This window comes from Acinetobacter sp. ABJ_C1_1, from assembly GCF_044684115.1.
In the GTDB taxonomy this organism is placed as follows: Bacteria; Pseudomonadota; Gammaproteobacteria; order Pseudomonadales; family Moraxellaceae; genus Acinetobacter; species Acinetobacter nosocomialis_A.
In genome coordinates this window covers 85,104-100,537 of sequence record NZ_JBITPU010000004.1, presented here as the reverse complement: position 1 = coordinate 100,537, position 15,434 = coordinate 85,104, and the positions used below count along the sequence as shown (strand labels likewise).

19 protein-coding genes, 1 tRNA gene and 1 pseudogene are annotated in these 15,434 nt (G+C 38.8%); 13 read left to right on the top strand and 8 right to left on the bottom strand.

Going from position 1 to position 15,434, the window contains the following annotated elements; translation table 11 throughout:
• Positions 1 to 54 precede the first annotated feature (54 nt).
• Genes ACG59Z_RS07640 through ACG59Z_RS07630 form a run of 3 tightly spaced genes read left to right on the top strand, consistent with a single transcriptional unit; the run spans position 55 to position 2,430 of the window.
• Positions 55 to 417: a hypothetical protein gene (locus ACG59Z_RS07640; RefSeq protein WP_002052154.1), complete on the top strand. Its 363-nt coding sequence runs from the start codon at positions 55 to 57 to the stop codon at positions 415 to 417.
• Positions 414 to 1,565 carry a DUF2515 family protein gene (locus ACG59Z_RS07635; protein WP_400198731.1) on the top strand — a complete coding sequence of 384 codons (1,152 nt, stop codon included), beginning with the start codon at positions 414 to 416 and terminating at the stop codon, positions 1,563 to 1,565. Before ACG59Z_RS07640 ends, ACG59Z_RS07635 begins: the two co-directional genes overlap by 4 nt.
• Entirely contained in the window at positions 1,549 to 2,430 is an 882-nt protein-coding gene (locus ACG59Z_RS07630) for a hypothetical protein (protein WP_400198729.1), read from the top strand. Before ACG59Z_RS07635 ends, ACG59Z_RS07630 begins: the two co-directional genes overlap by 17 nt.
• Positions 2,431 to 2,493: 63 nt before the next feature.
• Here ACG59Z_RS07630 and ACG59Z_RS07625 read toward each other — a convergent pair whose 3' ends face one another.
• Positions 2,494 to 2,712 carry a DUF6500 family protein gene (locus ACG59Z_RS07625; RefSeq protein ID WP_253860714.1) on the bottom strand — a complete coding sequence of 73 codons (219 nt, stop codon included), beginning with the start codon at positions 2,710 to 2,712 and terminating at the stop codon, positions 2,494 to 2,496.
• A gap of 27 nt (positions 2,713 to 2,739) precedes the next feature.
• Positions 2,740 to 3,075 (bottom strand): helix-turn-helix domain-containing protein, encoded by a 336-nt coding sequence (locus ACG59Z_RS07620; protein ID WP_005300806.1) that lies wholly within the window; start codon positions 3,073 to 3,075, stop codon positions 2,740 to 2,742.
• Positions 3,076 to 3,191: 116 nt separating this feature from the next.
• On the opposite strand from ACG59Z_RS07620, the gene ACG59Z_RS07615 reads away from it, so the two are divergent.
• The 3 genes and pseudogenes from ACG59Z_RS07615 to ACG59Z_RS07605 all read left to right on the top strand — a co-directional run bounded on the left by ACG59Z_RS07615 (position 3,192) and on the right by ACG59Z_RS07605 (position 5,147).
• A complete protein-coding gene (locus tag ACG59Z_RS07615) occupies positions 3,192 to 3,749 on the top strand; it encodes an NAD(P)H-dependent oxidoreductase (protein WP_400198726.1) in 558 nt (185 codons plus the stop codon).
• Positions 3,750 to 3,893: 144 nt separating this feature from the next.
• Entirely contained in the window at positions 3,894 to 4,673 is a 780-nt protein-coding gene (locus ACG59Z_RS07610) for a hypothetical protein (RefSeq protein ID WP_400198724.1), read from the top strand.
• 133 nt (positions 4,674 to 4,806) lie between these two features.
• Positions 4,807 to 5,147: pseudogene (locus ACG59Z_RS07605) on the top strand (DHCW motif cupin fold protein).
• A 78-nt stretch (positions 5,148 to 5,225) separates the two neighbouring features.
• Here ACG59Z_RS07605 and ACG59Z_RS07600 read toward each other — a convergent pair.
• Positions 5,226 to 5,315 (bottom strand) — tRNA-Ser (locus tag ACG59Z_RS07600).
• Positions 5,316 to 5,432: 117 nt separating this feature from the next.
• Between ACG59Z_RS07600 and ACG59Z_RS07595 the strand changes: the two genes are divergently transcribed.
• A complete protein-coding gene (locus ACG59Z_RS07595) occupies positions 5,433 to 7,310 on the top strand; it encodes a potassium transporter Kup (protein WP_400198722.1) in 1,878 nt (625 codons plus the stop codon).
• Positions 7,311 to 7,368: 58 nt separating this feature from the next.
• Here the strand turns inward: ACG59Z_RS07595 and ACG59Z_RS07590 are convergent, their stop codons facing one another.
• Positions 7,369 to 7,788: a hypothetical protein gene (locus tag ACG59Z_RS07590; RefSeq protein ID WP_287084232.1), complete on the bottom strand. Its 420-nt coding sequence runs from the start codon at positions 7,786 to 7,788 to the stop codon at positions 7,369 to 7,371.
• A gap of 255 nt (positions 7,789 to 8,043) precedes the next feature.
• Between ACG59Z_RS07590 and ACG59Z_RS07585 the strand changes: the two genes are divergently transcribed.
• From ACG59Z_RS07585 to ACG59Z_RS07575, 3 genes are all read left to right on the top strand, one after another.
• Positions 8,044 to 9,126 carry a DNA/RNA non-specific endonuclease gene (locus ACG59Z_RS07585; protein WP_400198719.1) on the top strand — a complete coding sequence of 361 codons (1,083 nt, stop codon included), beginning with the start codon at positions 8,044 to 8,046 and terminating at the stop codon, positions 9,124 to 9,126.
• A 94-nt stretch (positions 9,127 to 9,220) separates the two neighbouring features.
• A complete protein-coding gene (locus tag ACG59Z_RS07580; RefSeq protein ID WP_039246060.1) occupies positions 9,221 to 9,820 on the top strand; it encodes a LysE family translocator in 600 nt (199 codons plus the stop codon).
• Positions 9,821 to 9,865: 45 nt separating this feature from the next.
• Positions 9,866 to 10,108 carry a hypothetical protein gene (locus tag ACG59Z_RS07575; RefSeq protein WP_000476056.1) on the top strand — a complete coding sequence of 81 codons (243 nt, stop codon included), beginning with the start codon at positions 9,866 to 9,868 and terminating at the stop codon, positions 10,106 to 10,108.
• Between the two features lie 52 nt (positions 10,109 to 10,160).
• On the opposite strand, the gene ACG59Z_RS07570 is transcribed toward ACG59Z_RS07575, so the two are convergent.
• The 3 genes from ACG59Z_RS07570 to ACG59Z_RS07560 form a co-directional block, all read right to left on the bottom strand.
• A complete protein-coding gene (locus tag ACG59Z_RS07570) occupies positions 10,161 to 10,283 on the bottom strand; it encodes a hypothetical protein (protein ID WP_253860721.1) in 123 nt (40 codons plus the stop codon).
• Positions 10,284 to 10,324: 41 nt separating this feature from the next.
• The gene (aqpZ, locus tag ACG59Z_RS07565; RefSeq protein WP_400198716.1) at positions 10,325 to 11,014 is read right to left on the bottom strand and encodes an aquaporin Z; all 690 of its coding nucleotides are present in this window, start codon (positions 11,012 to 11,014) and stop codon (positions 10,325 to 10,327) included.
• A 132-nt stretch (positions 11,015 to 11,146) separates the two neighbouring features.
• Positions 11,147 to 12,151, bottom strand: coding sequence for an AraC family transcriptional regulator ligand-binding domain-containing protein (locus ACG59Z_RS07560; RefSeq protein WP_400198714.1), 1,005 nt, complete (start codon positions 12,149 to 12,151; stop codon positions 11,147 to 11,149).
• A gap of 109 nt (positions 12,152 to 12,260) precedes the next feature.
• Here ACG59Z_RS07560 and ACG59Z_RS07555 point away from each other — a divergent pair, with 109 nt between their 5' ends.
• Positions 12,261 to 12,899, top strand: coding sequence for a hypothetical protein (locus tag ACG59Z_RS07555; protein ID WP_400198712.1), 639 nt, complete (start codon positions 12,261 to 12,263; stop codon positions 12,897 to 12,899).
• A gap of 39 nt (positions 12,900 to 12,938) precedes the next feature.
• Here the strand turns inward: ACG59Z_RS07555 and hisF are convergent, their stop codons facing one another.
• Entirely contained in the window at positions 12,939 to 13,697 is a 759-nt protein-coding gene (gene hisF, locus ACG59Z_RS07550; protein ID WP_017386435.1) for an imidazole glycerol phosphate synthase subunit HisF, read from the bottom strand.
• A gap of 112 nt (positions 13,698 to 13,809) precedes the next feature.
• Here hisF and ACG59Z_RS07545 point away from each other — a divergent pair, with 112 nt between their 5' ends.
• Both ACG59Z_RS07545 and ACG59Z_RS07540 read left to right on the top strand, forming a co-directional pair.
• Positions 13,810 to 14,760: a homoserine kinase gene (locus ACG59Z_RS07545; protein ID WP_400198709.1), complete on the top strand. Its 951-nt coding sequence runs from the start codon at positions 13,810 to 13,812 to the stop codon at positions 14,758 to 14,760.
• An 11-nt stretch (positions 14,761 to 14,771) separates the two neighbouring features.
• Positions 14,772 to 15,401, top strand: a complete 630-nt coding sequence (locus ACG59Z_RS07540) for a DUF1294 domain-containing protein (protein ID WP_400198708.1) — start codon at positions 14,772 to 14,774, stop codon at positions 15,399 to 15,401.
• Positions 15,402 to 15,434 lie beyond the last annotated feature (33 nt).

Sequence of the window (15,434 nt, the reverse complement as noted above, 5' to 3'; positions counted from 1 at the left end):
CATGGAATCTATTTTAGGAAGACAAATAAAATTTTACCAGATAAGGTTTTGTATATGGCTGGCGGTTCTCAGATTATTATTAATAAAAATGGTATTACATTAATTACTCCAGCAAAGTTTGAAGTAAAAGCTGGGCAACATCTATTTAAAGGTGGGGCTGAAGTCGGAGTAAATATTCAAGGATTACCTGCTTATGAGGCTTATAACGAGAAGTTTCAAATGCTATTACCCTCTGGCGAGCCTATGAAAAAAGTAGACTATAAAATTTCTACCGATGAGCACGAGTATATCTCTCAAGCAGATGACAAAGGGAGGTCTAAGCGTATTCATTCTTCTAAGCAAGAAAATTTGAAGTTGGATTTAAATTGGATAAGTTTCGAGGCTGATTCTGCTGATAATGATGGTGATGCTAAATGAGTGGAAGTCTTGATTGGGACAGTAATACCAATACTACGGAAAATAGCTGTAAAACCGTTAAATGTGATTGTTTAACTTTTTGGGAAATTTATCAACAAGAAGCTATAAAAAGAGTTTCTAATCTTAAAAGTGCGAATCATTACAAACTTGAACCTGGTTATGAAGCTAGAGCAAGACGTATTGCTTCTGTCTATGCACGAATTTATTTAGAACAAGAAATTTCAGGAACTAAATTATTTAGAGGTCGTTACTATTGGATGGGGCTTGGGGCATTTGCGTCTAAAACCGTAGCTGCTATTTTTAAACATGGGTTGACTGCATGGGGATATAAGTGGGCACCTGTAATTTCTGGTGCTGTAGGCGGCGTTTTAACAGCCCCTGTTATTAGTTCTATGATTCGAGATCCTGTACATTCTTTTGCTAAGGGCAATTTATGGTTATTTATGGATATTGCACCATGGCATTATGCATGGAGTGCTTCATCAGCCTCCTTTAAAAGTTGTATGAAAGCCCGAAATGTATCTGGTTTTAAACATATTAAAAAAGAAGTTGAGAATTTGCCTTGGTCTAACTCCTTATCAGTTATTAAACAGTTAGGATGCACTGACCAGATAGAAGAGGGTTTTGGGTATTTACCTGATATTGAAAATACTTTTAAGCGAGCAGGAAAAACTCGAAACGATAATTTTAAAACGGCTTCTAAAAATCTTTTTGACCATCTGATGGCGATTGCTGTTCAAGAACAATTTAATATTTTACAAGAACTTGTGTGGAAAGAGTGGAAAGTTCAGAAACAGGCTTCTTTACAACGTATTACAGGTTTACCCGATAGTACTCTTGTTTTATCTAGTGATTATGGGGCCGATGCAGTTAAACCTAATAAACAAGGACAGTATAAAGGACGTCATGCGGGGGTTTTATCCCAATTACCTGAAACGGTTTACAGCGAACCATTAGAGGGTACACAAGTTGAAGTTTATGATAGTCGTATGAAATGGATTAAAGTTGCGGCTGCTAAGTATCATCGATTAATGCAAAGTGATAAAGGAAGAGGCTTTTTAGAAAAAGAATTAGAAACTATTGCAGGATGGGGAAATAGCAAAGCAGAGTTTAAAGTAGGGAAAGATAGTAATGATGGCAAAATTTAAACAATATTTCCTAATCTTTATTTTTGGATTATTACTTTCCGCTTGTCAGCCAACATCAGAACATAATGAGAATTTGACTATGAATCAGCAGACCTACACTTTGCATATGGGTGAACAAGGTATTCAAGATTTTTCAAAGCATAGTGATGGAAATGTCGATAATCACCCAGCTGGTGTTAGCTTTAGAGAACTTCAATTTTCTCCTCCTAACTTAGGAAAATTAACCATAGAGAATGGTCCTAACAGTTTGTTAATTGAACATGTTTTTTCTGTTTTAGGTACTCAATATGACAAAAATGGAGGGATTCAAGTTTTAGATATCGATGCGGGTCTCACAAAAGAAGAATTCGCTACTCCAGAGCAAGCTTATCAAAGCTATGTAGCCTTAATGAAACGTATTAATCAGGCTGGCTGGAAAAACTATTTCTTCACAGATGCTCCGCGGATTGCTAAAGAGGATAATATTAAACATCTATCGAAAAGTCGTGATGTCATTGATCCAAGCTATATTTTTACTTTTGAAGAGTGGAAAAATATAATAAATAATATTCCTACAAAATCATTAGGTTATAGGTTGTATGCTAATGGAGTTATGTTAGATATCAGTTTAAAAAGAACAGCTAAGAATGAGCGTAATGAAGAGCAATATATGCTTAGATTTAGCTTTCAGAGTGTTCGTTACAATGAAAGAGACTCAATTCCTGACTCTGATAAAATGACACCTAGCGAATTCGAGCAAGCATTTAAAAAGAGATTAATTGAAAATCAAAAATATCGGGAAAAGGAAGAGAGAAAAGCCAAGGCTGAGGGCTATCATATCGATGAAGAATATACAGATCCTGATGTTTGGCCATATGTTAAGTAAATGCTTTTAAAATAATAAAAAGGCTTAAACTATTTAAATTTAAGCCTTTTCGAATAACTCTAATTATTGTTCACTTAAAACCATCTGTTTAATCTTAACGGCTTTCTCAAAGTGATCTAGCTTATGCTCCATAATCCACCAATGAGCTGCTTCCATGAGTAGCTCAGGGTTGTCATTCTTATTTTTAAAAAAAGCATAAAAAGACAGACCGACATTGTCTCCCTTCTTCTCAATTTTATCTTCGCATCCCTTAATAAAAATTTCTCTTAATTCATTTCTCATAATTAGTATCACTTTAAGTCTATAAAACTAAGACGGCTTATTTTGCTCGCCCCATTGGCACATCATATCTAACAAAGGAATTAAAGATTGCCCTTTTTCTGAAAGTCGATACTCAACCTTTGGCGGAATTTGAGGATATTCCTTGCGAGTAATTAGTCCATCTCTTTCCAATTCTTTAAGCGTATTGCTGAGTGTTCTAAATGAAATGTTGCCAATACAGCGTTGCATCTCATTAAAACGCATGACATTTTTTTCATACAGCCAATACATAATAATCATTTTATATTTGCCATTAATCAAAGAAAGGGTATAGCCAAAACCCGTATCTTCTAATGGTGTATATGAAGGAATGCACTCAGTCATTTTTAAAATCTACACTATCTTTTAGTATAGTATATAACATAAATTACCGTACTTATATTTAGGAAAGTACACTTCTATAATCGATTTATCAACTTTCCGATAAGAGTGTTTTCATAATGAAAAAGACATTAGTCATTGTTACCCATCCTCACATAGACCAATCTGTTGTAAATAAAAGATGGGTAGAAGAACTAGAAAAACACCCAGACCAATTTACGGTTCACCAAATTTATCAAGCCTACCCAGACGGTGTCATTGACGTTGCCAAAGAACAAGCACTAGTCGAAGAACACGAAAATTTAGTATTTCAATTCCCAGTGTATTGGTTTAACTGTCCACCGCTATTGAAAAAATGGATTGATGAAGTTGTGACTTATGGTTGGGGGTATGGTTCAACAGGCGATAAGCTTAAAAATAAAAAGTTTATGTTGGCTTTGTCTGCGGGTGTGCAAGAAAAAGTTTATTCAGAGTATGGTGGATATAACCTTTCTTTAGAGCAAATTTTTACTCCATTTAAGCTAACAGCTTTATATGTTGGTGCGGACTACCAACCACTTCATGCATTTTATGGTTTAGACACAAACCCTTCAGAAGATGACGATGTTCCGACTCAACAAGACATAGAAAATAATGCGATTGAATATGTTCAGAAGTTATTAGCGTTGTCTGAGTAGGTTTTAAGGTAGGAAGGCCTGAACGTGAGAGTTTGGGCTTCTTATATAGAAGATTTTTAAAAAGTTACATTAAGGTTTTAAGTTAAATATACAGTTTATTTATGATATAAATGTCTGCTAAATATAGATTAAATTTAAAAATTTATGACTATTCTTGATGTTAAAGAAAAAGAAAATTCCCTTATAACTGACGATGCTCATGATTTAATATGCTACGCAACAATCAGTGAAATAAATTCATGGAACGATGTTGCTAACTTATATTCAGAAATTAAGCATAAGCATTTACCTAAAAAAGTATTATTACTTTTAGAAGATGTAGGACAATGTGAATACACCTCCATGCATGCTTCAATGGGAGATGGGCTTTATTTTGATACCACAGAATTCGTTGAAGATGACAGTGCAGCAAGTTGGGAAAATACTCGACCTTTAGAGCTTCAATATCATATTGAACAATTATTAAAGCCAGAAAACTATATAAACTTTAATAACTTGCCTAAAAAACTTAACTATAGCGATGAAGATCAAGCAACTCTGCTACAGATCAATGCTGAACCCGACAAAATTTTAGATGCCGTTATTCAAGTAAAGTTAGTCAATAGTCCAACTGAAACTCAGAAATTTGCAGCCTGCCTCAATGGATATTTTAGTTGTGATTTGAACCCTTTTGAGTCTTTTAGCTTGATTGAGCATTTAGATCAAAACTATGGCTTAGAGTATGTGGGTTTAGGTGCAAGCTTATTATTCTTTATTAAAACACCAAAATTTGATGCAAATAAAACGCCTCAATTACTTAATGAGTTGAGCAACTTTTATCAATTCAATCAAACAACGCATCACCAGCTAGAACAACATTTATCTCATCATGAATATCTTATTTTGCCTTATGTAGAGTCATTAGAAGTGTTCGATTTGGATTAAGGCTGATTAGGGAAATCTGATGGACTTCTTTTTGAGTTAGGCAATGGACCTTAAGAAATAGATTTTTAAATCGTTTGCAAAAACCAATTTTGTCTATAAGTTGAAAATACAATAATACGTCTCTGGAAAAACTATGAATATCGCGCCTTTTCCATTTCAAATTACAAACTGGGAAGAAATTGAAGTCACTGAATATAGCGGTGAAACAGGAAAAGCTTATTGGAAAACCCAATTTTTGGTGAAGAAGGAAATAAAATAAGAGTAAGACTTGTCGAGTACTCAGCAAATTACTTAGCAGACCATTGGTGTGAAAAAGGACACATATTATTTTGCCTAGAAGGCGAGCTAGAAAGTAGATTGAAAGACGGGCGAACATTTACTTTAACTTCAGGCATGAGTTATCAAGTAGGGGATAACTCGGAACCCCATCAGTCTTTTAGCTTGAATGGTGCGAAGTTACTTATCTTTGATTAAATTGACTTTATTTAGATTTATTAAAAAAGCGCAATAAAAAAGACCTAAATCGAAACGATTAGGTCTTTTTTTGAATTCTGGCGGTGAGAGAGGGATTCGAACCCTCGATACGCGCAAACGTATACACACTTTCCAGGCGTGCTCCTTCAGCCACTCGGACACCTCACCAAGGCGTGCGATAGTAACTAAAAAATCAGGTTCTGCCAAGATTTAAGACGAGCATTACAGAAAAAAAATAATAGAGGTGATAAGATTGCGCTAAAAATCTATTGGTTTAATTACACAATGCAAAATACGGCCAAAAAAGCGACCTTGCCTGCCACGGCTTTGGCAGCTCTTGGGGTGGTCTTTGGAGACATCGGAACGAGTCCGCTCTATGCCTTGAAAGAGTCCTTCCATACTGCCCATGGTTTGGGAATTCAGCCTGAAAACGTATTAGGAATTTTATCCATTATTTTTTGGTGCTTAATGCTGATCATCAGCATCAAGTATGTCGCAATTGTCATGCGTGCAGATAACAATGGTGAAGGCGGTATTATGGCCTTACTCGCATTGAATTTGCGTAAAGCAAAAATTGCCGACAACAAAAAAATCTACATGATTGCCATTGGCTTTATTGGGGCATCACTGTTCTTTGGTGACGGTATTATTACCCCAGCAATTTCGGTATTGTCTGCGGTCGAAGGGTTGTCTATTGCAACCAACGTTTTTGACCCGTTCATTATGCCAATTGCCATTGCTATTATCATTACGCTGTTTTTAGTACAAAAACATGGTACAGCCTTTGTAGGTAAGTTCTTTGGTCCTATTACGCTTGTGTGGTTTATCTCTTTAGGTGCATTAGGCCTTCACAGCGTTATTCAAACACCGATTGTACTCGGCATGTTTAGTCCGCATTGGGCAATTCAGTTTATCTACCATCATCCAATCATGACCTTTTTTGTGATGGGTGCTGTGGTGTTAACAGTAACAGGTGGTGAAGCTCTCTATGCCGACATGGGGCATTTTGGACCAGTTCCGATTCGTCTTGCGTGGTTCTTTGTAGTATTGCCATGCTTAGTTTTAAACTATGCAGGACAGGGCGCATTGTTACTTCGTGACCCTGCGGCAATTGAAAATCCGTTCTATTTACTGGTTCCACAGTGGGCACTTTACCCAATGATTATTATGGCGACTATGGCAACAGTGATTGCCTCTCAAGCTGTAATTTCTGGGGTATTTTCTCTTGCTCGTCAAGCGATTCAATTGGGTTATTTACCACGTTTAAGTATTAAACATACCTCTGAGTCTGAAGAAGGTCAGATCTATGTACCGTTCTTAAACTGGTTACTTTTAATCGCAATTATTATCTTAATTCTGATTTTCAAAACCAGCTCAAACTTGGCAAGTGCTTATGGTTTAGCAGTAACTTTAACCATGCTCTGTGACACGATTTTGGTTTCCATCTTTATCTACTCAGCGTGGAAATGGAGCTGGCCAAAAGTGGTGTTACTGATTATTCCATTCTTCATTTTAGAATCGGTTTTAGTTGCAGCAACTTCACTTAAAGTGCTATCAGGTGGTTGGGTGCCGTTGCTCATTGGTGGTATTGCAGTCACCATCTTAATGACATGGAAACGTGGTCGTGAGCTTACTTTTGCCAAACTTGAACATGACACTTTAGCTTTAGACTTGTTTGTGAAAAGTATTGGTAACAGCGTGCACTGGGTGCCGGGTGATGCCGTGTTTATGACAGGTACACCAAACGTTGTGCCACATGCCATGCTGCATAACATTAAGCACAACAAAGTGCTGCATCAGCGTAATATTCTGGTGACTGTGGTGATTGAAGATGTGCCATTCGTTCCACCAGAAGAGCGTATTACGACAGAAGCTTTAGCTGAACATTTCTACCGTATTAAAATTTTCTACGGCTTTAAAGATGAAATGAATGTGCCAAAAGCGCTTATGCAAGCTTATGAGCAGTTAGGTCTTGAATATGACTTAATGCATATCAGCTTCTTTATTTCCCGCGATCGTATTGTTCACTCGGTGGGTGATGGTATGTCGCCGTGGAGAGAAAAGCTGTTTATTTCGATGCAGCGTAACACCAGTCCGGTGAGCGACTTCTACCAAATTCCAACCAACCGTGTGGTGGAGTTAGGTAGTCAAATCGAAATATAAAAAATTTGATGTAATAAAAAAAACCAAGACATAAGTCTTGGTTTTTTTATGGCTCTGATTATTGAGCTTGTGGCATAGGTGCATCTGCTGGCAATGCACCCTCTTTTGCCATTGGGTCTGCTGACTGGTTCGGGTCAGCTGGTGGCGGTGGTGTATTTGGGTCTTGTGGCGCTGGAGCAGCCATTTCACCGCCCGCTGGAGGTGCTGGTGGTGCATCTGCTGGAGGAGCAGGAGGGACATCAGCTGGAATAGGGGCACCAGTAGGTGCTGCGCCTGTTGGTGGAGCAGAAACGGGTTGTACTTTCCCACTATTCACTAAATCACTAATAGAGCCAGGTTGCCCATTGACGGTTGTAGTGACTTTTACTTTAGACAAACTTTCTAAAGTTTCACCTGGTTGAACAGCAGGTTCAGCTAGGGCTGCCATACTGCACAGTCCAGCAATTACGCCAATACCAATAATCTTTGAATGGATCATTAAATGGACTCCGTTTATATTTTTATCCAAATTTGTGGAGCTAACCATGTCATAAGGCATGAGGGCTTTTCAATGAAAGATACGCAATTAACCCAATTCAATAGTGAAAGTTCCTCACAATGCCAACAAACTGTTACCGAACAAGAAATGGAGTTACAAAAAAGATGACCATGTTTTAACCATTTGAAAGATAAGCGATATACTTAAAAAAGCAGGATTGTTAAGCTGCATATGGACAGTGGTATTGATAGAAACATGGCTAGTAAAAAAAGTAGTTCAGGCATCTTCGGTGATTTTTCTTTAAGTGAGCATTTTGGCAAAATTGTACTTGCCGGAGTGGCAGCAGGAAGTTTTGCCTTCGCTTTTGGCGGTGAAAAAATTTCACAGTGGTTTTCGCCTTTAAGTACCAACTCGACTTGTCTAAACCAGTTCTATCGCGAAATTCCACCTGCTTTGAATAAAGACAGCTTAAAAAAAGACAGTTATCCGCTGTGCTTTAATGGTTTCAATGTCTTGTACTCAGGTATGTCTAAAACGCCGTTATGGTCAGCTGAATATCTAAGTCCAGAACGTTTAAGTACTAAAATTAAACGTGAAGATAATTTCCACGAAGAAACTCGCGTTCCTGAACGTCACCGTTCACTGTTAAGCGACTATCGTGGCTCAGGTTATGACCGCGGGCACATGTCACCAAATGGTGATATGCCGACTAAGGACTCTCAGTACGATAGCTTCTCGCTCAGTAATATGGTTCCGCAGGCACCTAAAAATAATCAGGAAGTTTGGCGTAAGCTTGAAGATGCTACGCGCGCTGTGGTTACTAAGCAAAAGCAAGATGCTTATATCGTGACGGGACCAATTTTTGAAGGTCAACGACTCAAAACGATTGGTCGTGGTGTCCTCGTTCCAAGCGCAGTGTATAAGGCTGTTTATTATCCTAAAACTGGCGCAATTGGCGCTTACTACGCACCAAATAACAACTCACAGCAGGTTAAGGTCGTGAGTGTTTGTTATTTAGAGGAAAAGTTGGGAATTAACCTATTCCCTCAACTCACCGAACAACAAAAACGTAATGTCTATCGTCTGCCGTTAACATCTAGCCAAGTTAAGTCAAACCAGAAGCTAGATTATTTACACTGGGACGGAGAAAGCCAGTGTGAACGAGACTTAAGTACAGATCAGATTCACGCATTACAAGACCAGTTTAAAAAGCAGAAAAGTACTTCTTCTGAACCTATGGAATCAAAAGTTCCAAGTATTGATGAAGAAACTAGAAAAGCTATTGTGAAACAATTAGTAGAAGCCTTAGTGAACTATTTCTTGCAAATCATTAAATAAGCATTTGTAGGAAGTATTGCGCAGTTCTTATTCAATACAATAAGATGAATATACAGATCTGTCTGTTCATCTTATTCGAATAAGGACAATAACAATGTTTGCCTCGATGTTTCTTTTTTCTTTTGCCATGTCGATTACCCCGGGTCCAGTCAATACCGTTATTTTATCGACCAGCTTAAATCACGGTCTAAAAAGATCGCTTCCCTATATTTCAGGCGCCACCATTGGCTTTACTTTGCTTTTGATTTTTATGGCATTTGGTCTGCAAAGTGTATTAACTCAATTTCCAGTTGTCTTAAAAATTCTTGCAGTTTGTGGAACGCTATTTGTTTGCTATATCGGGATTAAGATTATTCTTTCTGCTGCAAATATTTCTATTTCCAGTGTTCCTGTAGAACAGATGATTATTCCTAATTTTAAAGATGGGTTCTTGTTACAGTGGCTGAACCCTAAAGCATGGTTAGCCTGTGTATCGGGTATTACCATGTTTACCAGTATTGAAAATCCGCAGGCATTGCCAGTCTTTATCGTTATTTATTTTTTTACCTGTTATGTGTGTTTGTTCTTTTGGGGTTTCTGCGGTGATAAATTTTCAGTGGTGCTTAATCAGGGCAACCGTTTGAAATATTTTAATATCTTGATGGGCGCTTTTTTAATTTTATCGGCACTTTTAATTTTGATTGATTTTTTTTAAATTGATCGTATTACACTGTGAAGATATAACAACGAGACCACACTTATGTTTAAGCCATTTGAAAAGGGTACAGAGTCTTCTTCAATTGAAGATTTAACATTAGAAAATGATGTCGATTGCGTGAGCATTTATGGCAATTTGCAAATTACTAAAGATAAAGTCGGGTTAGAGCAGGCAAAGGCATTACAGAGCTTTTTAAACGATGTAGTTGCAGCTTTGGAAAAAGAAGAGTTGCCTGAGAAAATTGAACGTCCAGCTGAACAAGAAGTGAATAATCCGTTTTTATAATTTATGCATTTTATGTGTGATGTTTAGCATAGTCATGTTGCCATACAGTCTTTCATACCACGTTAGGTGTTAGTGAGTTTGTATAGACATTTCTTACTTTTGAAAGCCCAAAAGTAAGCAAAAGGCTTTGTTGAGCAGAGGGCACTTCCGTGTACCCCTGCTCAACAGGTGACATCCATGTCACCCACCGCGATAGCAGATTAAGGTTATAAAGAATTAATCCTTATCCCCAGCAACTACCTTATAAACAATTGCACCAATCACAGCACCTAAAATCGGCGCTACCCAGAACAACCACAACTGACTTAAAGCACCAGTTTGAGCAAAGAATGCAACACCTGTACTACGTGCAGGGTTCACAGAAGTGTTTGTAACCGGAATACTGATTAAGTGAATAAGCGTTAATGCAAGACCAATCGCAATAGGTGCAAAACCAGCAGGTGCACGGCGGTCAGTTGCCCCTAAAATAACGATTAAGAAGAACGCAGTAAGTACCACTTCAATAATAAAAGCAGAACCTAGACCAAATTTATTTGGCGATAAATCACCAAAACCATTTGAAGCAAAACCGCCCACACCAGTAAAGCCAGCTTGACCTTGAGCGATAATATAGAGAACAAATGCAGCAGCAGTTGCACCAACCACTTGTGCAACAATATAAGGAATTAAATCTTTAATATCGAAACGGCCGCCGACCCAAAGACCGACACTGACCGCGGGGTTAAAATGGCCACCAGAGATATGCCCGAGAGCATAAGCACCAGTGAGTACGGTTAAACCAAAGGCAAGGGCTACACCTGCAAAGCCAATACCAAGTTCAGGGAAAGCTGCGGCTAACACTGCGCTACCACAACCACCAAAGACTAGCCAAAACGTACCTAGGAATTCAGCAAAATATTTATTCATTGTGATTACTCATCTATTGATCTATTTTTTAATTAATGTGAAATATGTCACAAAAAATTAAGCATGTGACTATATGAAATTTTTGTTTTCAGTGTTGTTTTAATCAAGAAAAGATTTGTAAGTTTTGGTAGGTTATTCTTTGTCTAAAAATTGAACTCGCCATTGTTGGGGTGTTTGATTGGTCCAATGTTTAAATGCTCTTTGAAAAGCACTTTGTTCTGAGTAACACAGTAAAAGGGCAATCTCTTGTAAGCTTAAATGTGGGTCTTTTAAATACTCGGTTGCCAGCATAAAGCGCACTTGCTGTACACGTTCCTGAAAGGTGGTGTTTTGTTGTTGTAAATGACGTTGGAGTTGCCGCACGGACAGGCCTAATTGAGCAGCAATATATTCAATTTGATATTGATTTTTTTGCAGTCCAGTCAAAATTGAATGCTGTAAACGCTGATCAAGTTGGGTCGAATTTGGTAATTGTTCTAACAGCGCTTGTGCTTGCTGAACCAATAACTGCTGTAGGGTGTGGTCGGCGCTGCTAAGCGGCTTATGAATTTCCGTAATTGGAATAAGCAACTCGGTACGCGGCTGGCTAAAACGAACGGGACATTGGAAGTATTGTTCATAAACCCTGATATTTTTAGGGGCAGCATTTAAGAAATGTACTTCATGTAAATGCACATCCTCATGAGACATAAAAAGACGTAAAAACTGAATGACCAGTGCAATCGCAATTTCATCGGTAAGCTGAGTAGGGTGTAGCTCAGTCGCCTCCCAGCGAATCGAAGCATATTGTTCATATAGCTCAACCACTAAAGGGCTACCGTCATAAATCAGACGATGAAAATCATGATAGCGAATTAAAGCTTCCCCTAAGTTATCGCAAGAGAGCGCTAGGTAGGCAATAATCCCTAAGTGTTTTGGTTGTACATATTTGGCAATTTCTAGCCCTAAACCCGGCTTCGGATCTAGTTTATAAATAACTTCTAATAGATCGCGCCAAACCACATAGTCAAAACGCTCCAGATTTTGAATTTGTTCTAATTGCTCAGGAATAGTTAACTGGTTGGCTTCACAATAAGCTTTTAATAGATGTCCCAGTCCTCCATACACCGAACCTGTGTAATTTTTTAGTTGTGGCATCCGTGACCACCTCTTTCTTGTCGTGATTTGTCAATGAAACCATAAATTCTGGTCAATACCTAGCATAACGAATTTTATATGCTGAATAAAAAGAAAAAGGAGTTAGGTGATGTTAAAAGGTTTTATTGCCGGAATTGCAGTTGCAAATGCATTTGAATGGGTGGCACACAAATATATTTTGCATGGTGTACACCGTGCTGGACAACCGCGCTATAGCCCAGTGCCAAAGAGCATGGAGTCACATTGGGCACATCATCGGGAAGTACGTAAACAACAATTTCATGATGATTGCTATGTTGAGGGAGTTGGAAACTGGCGAACTAAAAATGAGTTAATTTCGCTTGCTGTAGTCGCAACAGTCTCAAGTGCTATTTTCTATCCATTTTCAAAAGGTATGGCACTTGCAGCTTGGTACAGTGCTGGTAATTATTATTATATTCATCGCCGTGCACATTTAGAGCCTGACTGGGCAAAGCGTAAAATTCCGTGGCACTACGACCACCACATGAACTCAAATCAAGATGCTAATTGGTGTGTGACTAAGCCTTGGTTTGATTATGTGATGGGAACACGGGTGGTGTCTTCGGCAGATTTAAAAGAACAAAATCCTTTGGGTGTTCGCTTGCCAGCTGTGTTGGCTAGACCACTGTCTCAAGCTGTAGAAAAAATCTTTCCTGCAAAATGGGTCGAGAAAAAAGAAAAGCCTCAACTCGTTAGTGAGCTAAATTCGGTAGATGGCGCTGCATAAAAAAATAAAGGGGCATATCGCCCCTTTAAATATATAAGCTTACAAGCGCATTTCGATGCCTTGATCAGCTAAGTATTGTTTAGCTTCTGGAATCGTATATTGGCCAAAGTGGAAAATACTTGCAGCCAATACGGCATCTGCACCACCTTGTAAAATACCGTCTGCAAGGTGTTGTAAGTTACCTACACCGCCTGAAGCAATTGTTGGAATGGTAACGCGGTCATTAATGGCACGCATTAAGGCAATATCGTAACCTGCTTTAGTACCGTCGGCATCCATACTGGTAATGAGTAACTCACCCGCACCGTAGTCAGCCATTTTCACAGCCCATTCAATGGCATCAATACCCGTTGGTTTACGGCCACCGTGAGTAAAGATTTCCCATTTGTTGTCACCAGTTTTCTTGGCATCAATCGCAACCACAATACATTGCGCGCCAAAGTGCTGAGAAGCTTCTTGAACAAATTCAGGGTTAAATACGGCAGCTGAGTTAATACTTACTTTGTCTGCACCTGCATTTAATAATGCACGAATATCTTCAACCTTACGTACACCACCACCAACCGTTAATGGCACAAATACAGTCTCGGCCATACGTTCAACAGTACGGTAAGTGGTATCTCGTCCATGATGTGTAGCGGTAATGTCTAAGAAGGTAATTTCGTCTGCACCTTGTTCGTTATAGCGACGTGCCACTTCAACAGGGTCGCCCGCATCACGAATATCGAGGAATTGAACGCCTTTAACTACGCGTCCGTTATCAACGTCTAGGCAAGGAATAATACGTTTAGCAAGCATAGCTTTTTCCAAAAATAATCGCCGTTGGTGAAAGTTCCTACACAGGCGCTACACCTTCATGGAGGGAAGAGGTATTCTATCAAACTTCACAGATGTTTTTTGCAGGTTTTCCATGTCGGTTTATACCCCGTTGAGTTTAGATGAAGTTCGCACCTTTGCTGCACCTTATGGATTAGAGGTGTTGGAGCTGAACCCAATTCAGGGAGGTATTCAAAACACCAATTATTTTTTGGTTGATGTAAACCGCAAACAATATGTACTTACCGTGTTTGAAGAGTTAGATGCCAAAGGGGCAGGTGAACTTATTCCTGTACTTGAACAATTAGGCACTCATGATGTACCCGTTGCTGTACCGTTGAAGCATAGCGGACAAGCGGTTCACGTGATTGCAGAAAAGCCTGCACAGATTGCACCACGTCTCATGGGTCACCATCCCATGCAAACCACAGTAGCACAAGTTGCGGCAATTGCAGATGCACAGGCGAAACTGCATGTGGCTTTACAAGATTTTCCGCTTGAGCGTGAATATCGACGCGATCATCAATACTGGACAGGCGTTGCAGAGCAGCTTAAGCCAAATATGTCTCAAGATGACCAAGCTTTACTTGAGCAGGTTTATCAAGCTTTCAATGCGAAAACAGCGCAGTATTCAAATCGACCAACAGGTTTTATTCACTCTGATTTGTTCCGTGACAATACGCTGTTTGAAGGTGAGCAATTACAAGGTATTTTAGATTTTTACGAGTTAAATCAAGATGAATTGCTGTTTGATATTGCGATTACCATCAATGATTTTTGTACCGAATATCCAGAAGCACATTTAAACTTAGACAAAGTAGCGGCTTACTTAGCGGCATACCAAAAAGTTCGTGTGCTTACTTCAGATGAACTTGAGTGTTTAGATGTATTCTTAGCAATGGCAGCATGCCGTTTTTGGTCAATGCGCTTGCAAGTTGCTCAAAAAAATAAAGAAGAAGGACGTACAGGCGACGACATTTTGCAAAAAGACCCGCAAGAAATGCGAGCAATGATGCAAGACCGTTTAAGTCATGTAAAAGCATAAAAGGAATAAAGATGCGAGATCAGGGGCGATTAGTCGAATGGTTCGACGAAAAAGGTTATGGCTTTATTCAGCCAGATGATGCTGAAAAAGAGCGAGTCTTTTTGCATATCAAAGATTTTGCACGCCCCGGACCTCGGCCAATTATTGGTTGTGCATTAGAGTATCTGGTCATTCTCGATGAACGAGGTCGCTTCCGTGCCCAGCAGGTGACTTATTTAAAGGCATCTCAAACTCGCAAAGCTGCAAAGTCAGCAAAACCAGAATCTTCATTTCAAGCAAAACCATTGTCTGCCATGCAAATGGGGATCGTATTTTATTTTGTTTTAATGGGCATTATGAGCTTTATCCATACATTACCAGCCTATACTCTGTTGTTTGTTTTAATGATGAATGTTTTAAGTTACTGGCTTTATTCACAAGATAAAGAGGCTGCACAACTAGGCAATCGCCGTGTGCCTGAACAAACTTTACACATCGTTAGCTTTTTAGGCGGCTGGCCTGCTGCATGGTGGGCACAACAAAAATTGAGACATAAAACACAAAAACAACCATTCCGTAAGATTTATTTTTGTACCATATTCTTTCATTTACTTTTGATTTTGTGGCTAATTTCTCCCTTAAATGTTCTGCGGGGCTTATAAAAGTAAATTGTTTTATTAAACTTGAGAGGTATA

What these genes read in the sequence shown, in the direction of transcription:
- ACG59Z_RS07540 (WP_400198708.1), top strand. Translation starts at nt 14,772, where the DNA reads ATGCGAGATCAGGGGCGATTAGTCGAATGGTTCGACGAAAAAGGTTAT.
- ACG59Z_RS07580 (WP_039246060.1), top strand. Translation starts at nt 9,221, where the DNA reads ATGTTTGCCTCGATGTTTCTTTTTTCTTTTGCCATGTCGATTACCCCG.
- ACG59Z_RS07635 (WP_400198731.1), top strand. Translation starts at nt 414, where the DNA reads ATGAGTGGAAGTCTTGATTGGGACAGTAATACCAATACTACGGAAAAT.
- hisF (WP_017386435.1), bottom strand. Translation starts at nt 13,697, where the DNA reads ATGCTTGCTAAACGTATTATTCCTTGCCTAGACGTTGATAACGGACGC.
- ACG59Z_RS07595 (WP_400198722.1), top strand. Translation starts at nt 5,433, where the DNA reads ATGCAAAATACGGCCAAAAAAGCGACCTTGCCTGCCACGGCTTTGGCA.
- aqpZ (WP_400198716.1), bottom strand. Translation starts at nt 11,014, where the DNA reads ATGAATAAATATTTTGCTGAATTCCTAGGTACGTTTTGGCTAGTCTTT.
- ACG59Z_RS07630 (WP_400198729.1), top strand. Translation starts at nt 1,549, where the DNA reads ATGATGGCAAAATTTAAACAATATTTCCTAATCTTTATTTTTGGATTA.
- ACG59Z_RS07640 (WP_002052154.1), top strand. Translation starts at nt 55, where the DNA reads ATGGCTGGCGGTTCTCAGATTATTATTAATAAAAATGGTATTACATTA.
- ACG59Z_RS07545 (WP_400198709.1), top strand. Translation starts at nt 13,810, where the DNA reads ATGTCGGTTTATACCCCGTTGAGTTTAGATGAAGTTCGCACCTTTGCT.
- ACG59Z_RS07620 (WP_005300806.1), bottom strand. Translation starts at nt 3,075, where the DNA reads ATGACTGAGTGCATTCCTTCATATACACCATTAGAAGATACGGGTTTT.
- ACG59Z_RS07615 (WP_400198726.1), top strand. Translation starts at nt 3,192, where the DNA reads ATGAAAAAGACATTAGTCATTGTTACCCATCCTCACATAGACCAATCT.
- ACG59Z_RS07575 (WP_000476056.1), top strand. Translation starts at nt 9,866, where the DNA reads ATGTTTAAGCCATTTGAAAAGGGTACAGAGTCTTCTTCAATTGAAGAT.
- ACG59Z_RS07610 (WP_400198724.1), top strand. Translation starts at nt 3,894, where the DNA reads ATGACTATTCTTGATGTTAAAGAAAAAGAAAATTCCCTTATAACTGAC.
- ACG59Z_RS07555 (WP_400198712.1), top strand. Translation starts at nt 12,261, where the DNA reads ATGTTAAAAGGTTTTATTGCCGGAATTGCAGTTGCAAATGCATTTGAA.
- ACG59Z_RS07625 (WP_253860714.1), bottom strand. Translation starts at nt 2,712, where the DNA reads ATGAGAAATGAATTAAGAGAAATTTTTATTAAGGGATGCGAAGATAAA.
- ACG59Z_RS07570 (WP_253860721.1), bottom strand. Translation starts at nt 10,283, where the DNA reads ATGTCACCTGTTGAGCAGGGGTACACGGAAGTGCCCTCTGCTCAACAA.
- ACG59Z_RS07585 (WP_400198719.1), top strand. Translation starts at nt 8,044, where the DNA reads ATGGCTAGTAAAAAAAGTAGTTCAGGCATCTTCGGTGATTTTTCTTTA.
- ACG59Z_RS07560 (WP_400198714.1), bottom strand. Translation starts at nt 12,151, where the DNA reads ATGCCACAACTAAAAAATTACACAGGTTCGGTGTATGGAGGACTGGGA.
- ACG59Z_RS07590 (WP_287084232.1), bottom strand. Translation starts at nt 7,788, where the DNA reads ATGATCCATTCAAAGATTATTGGTATTGGCGTAATTGCTGGACTGTGC.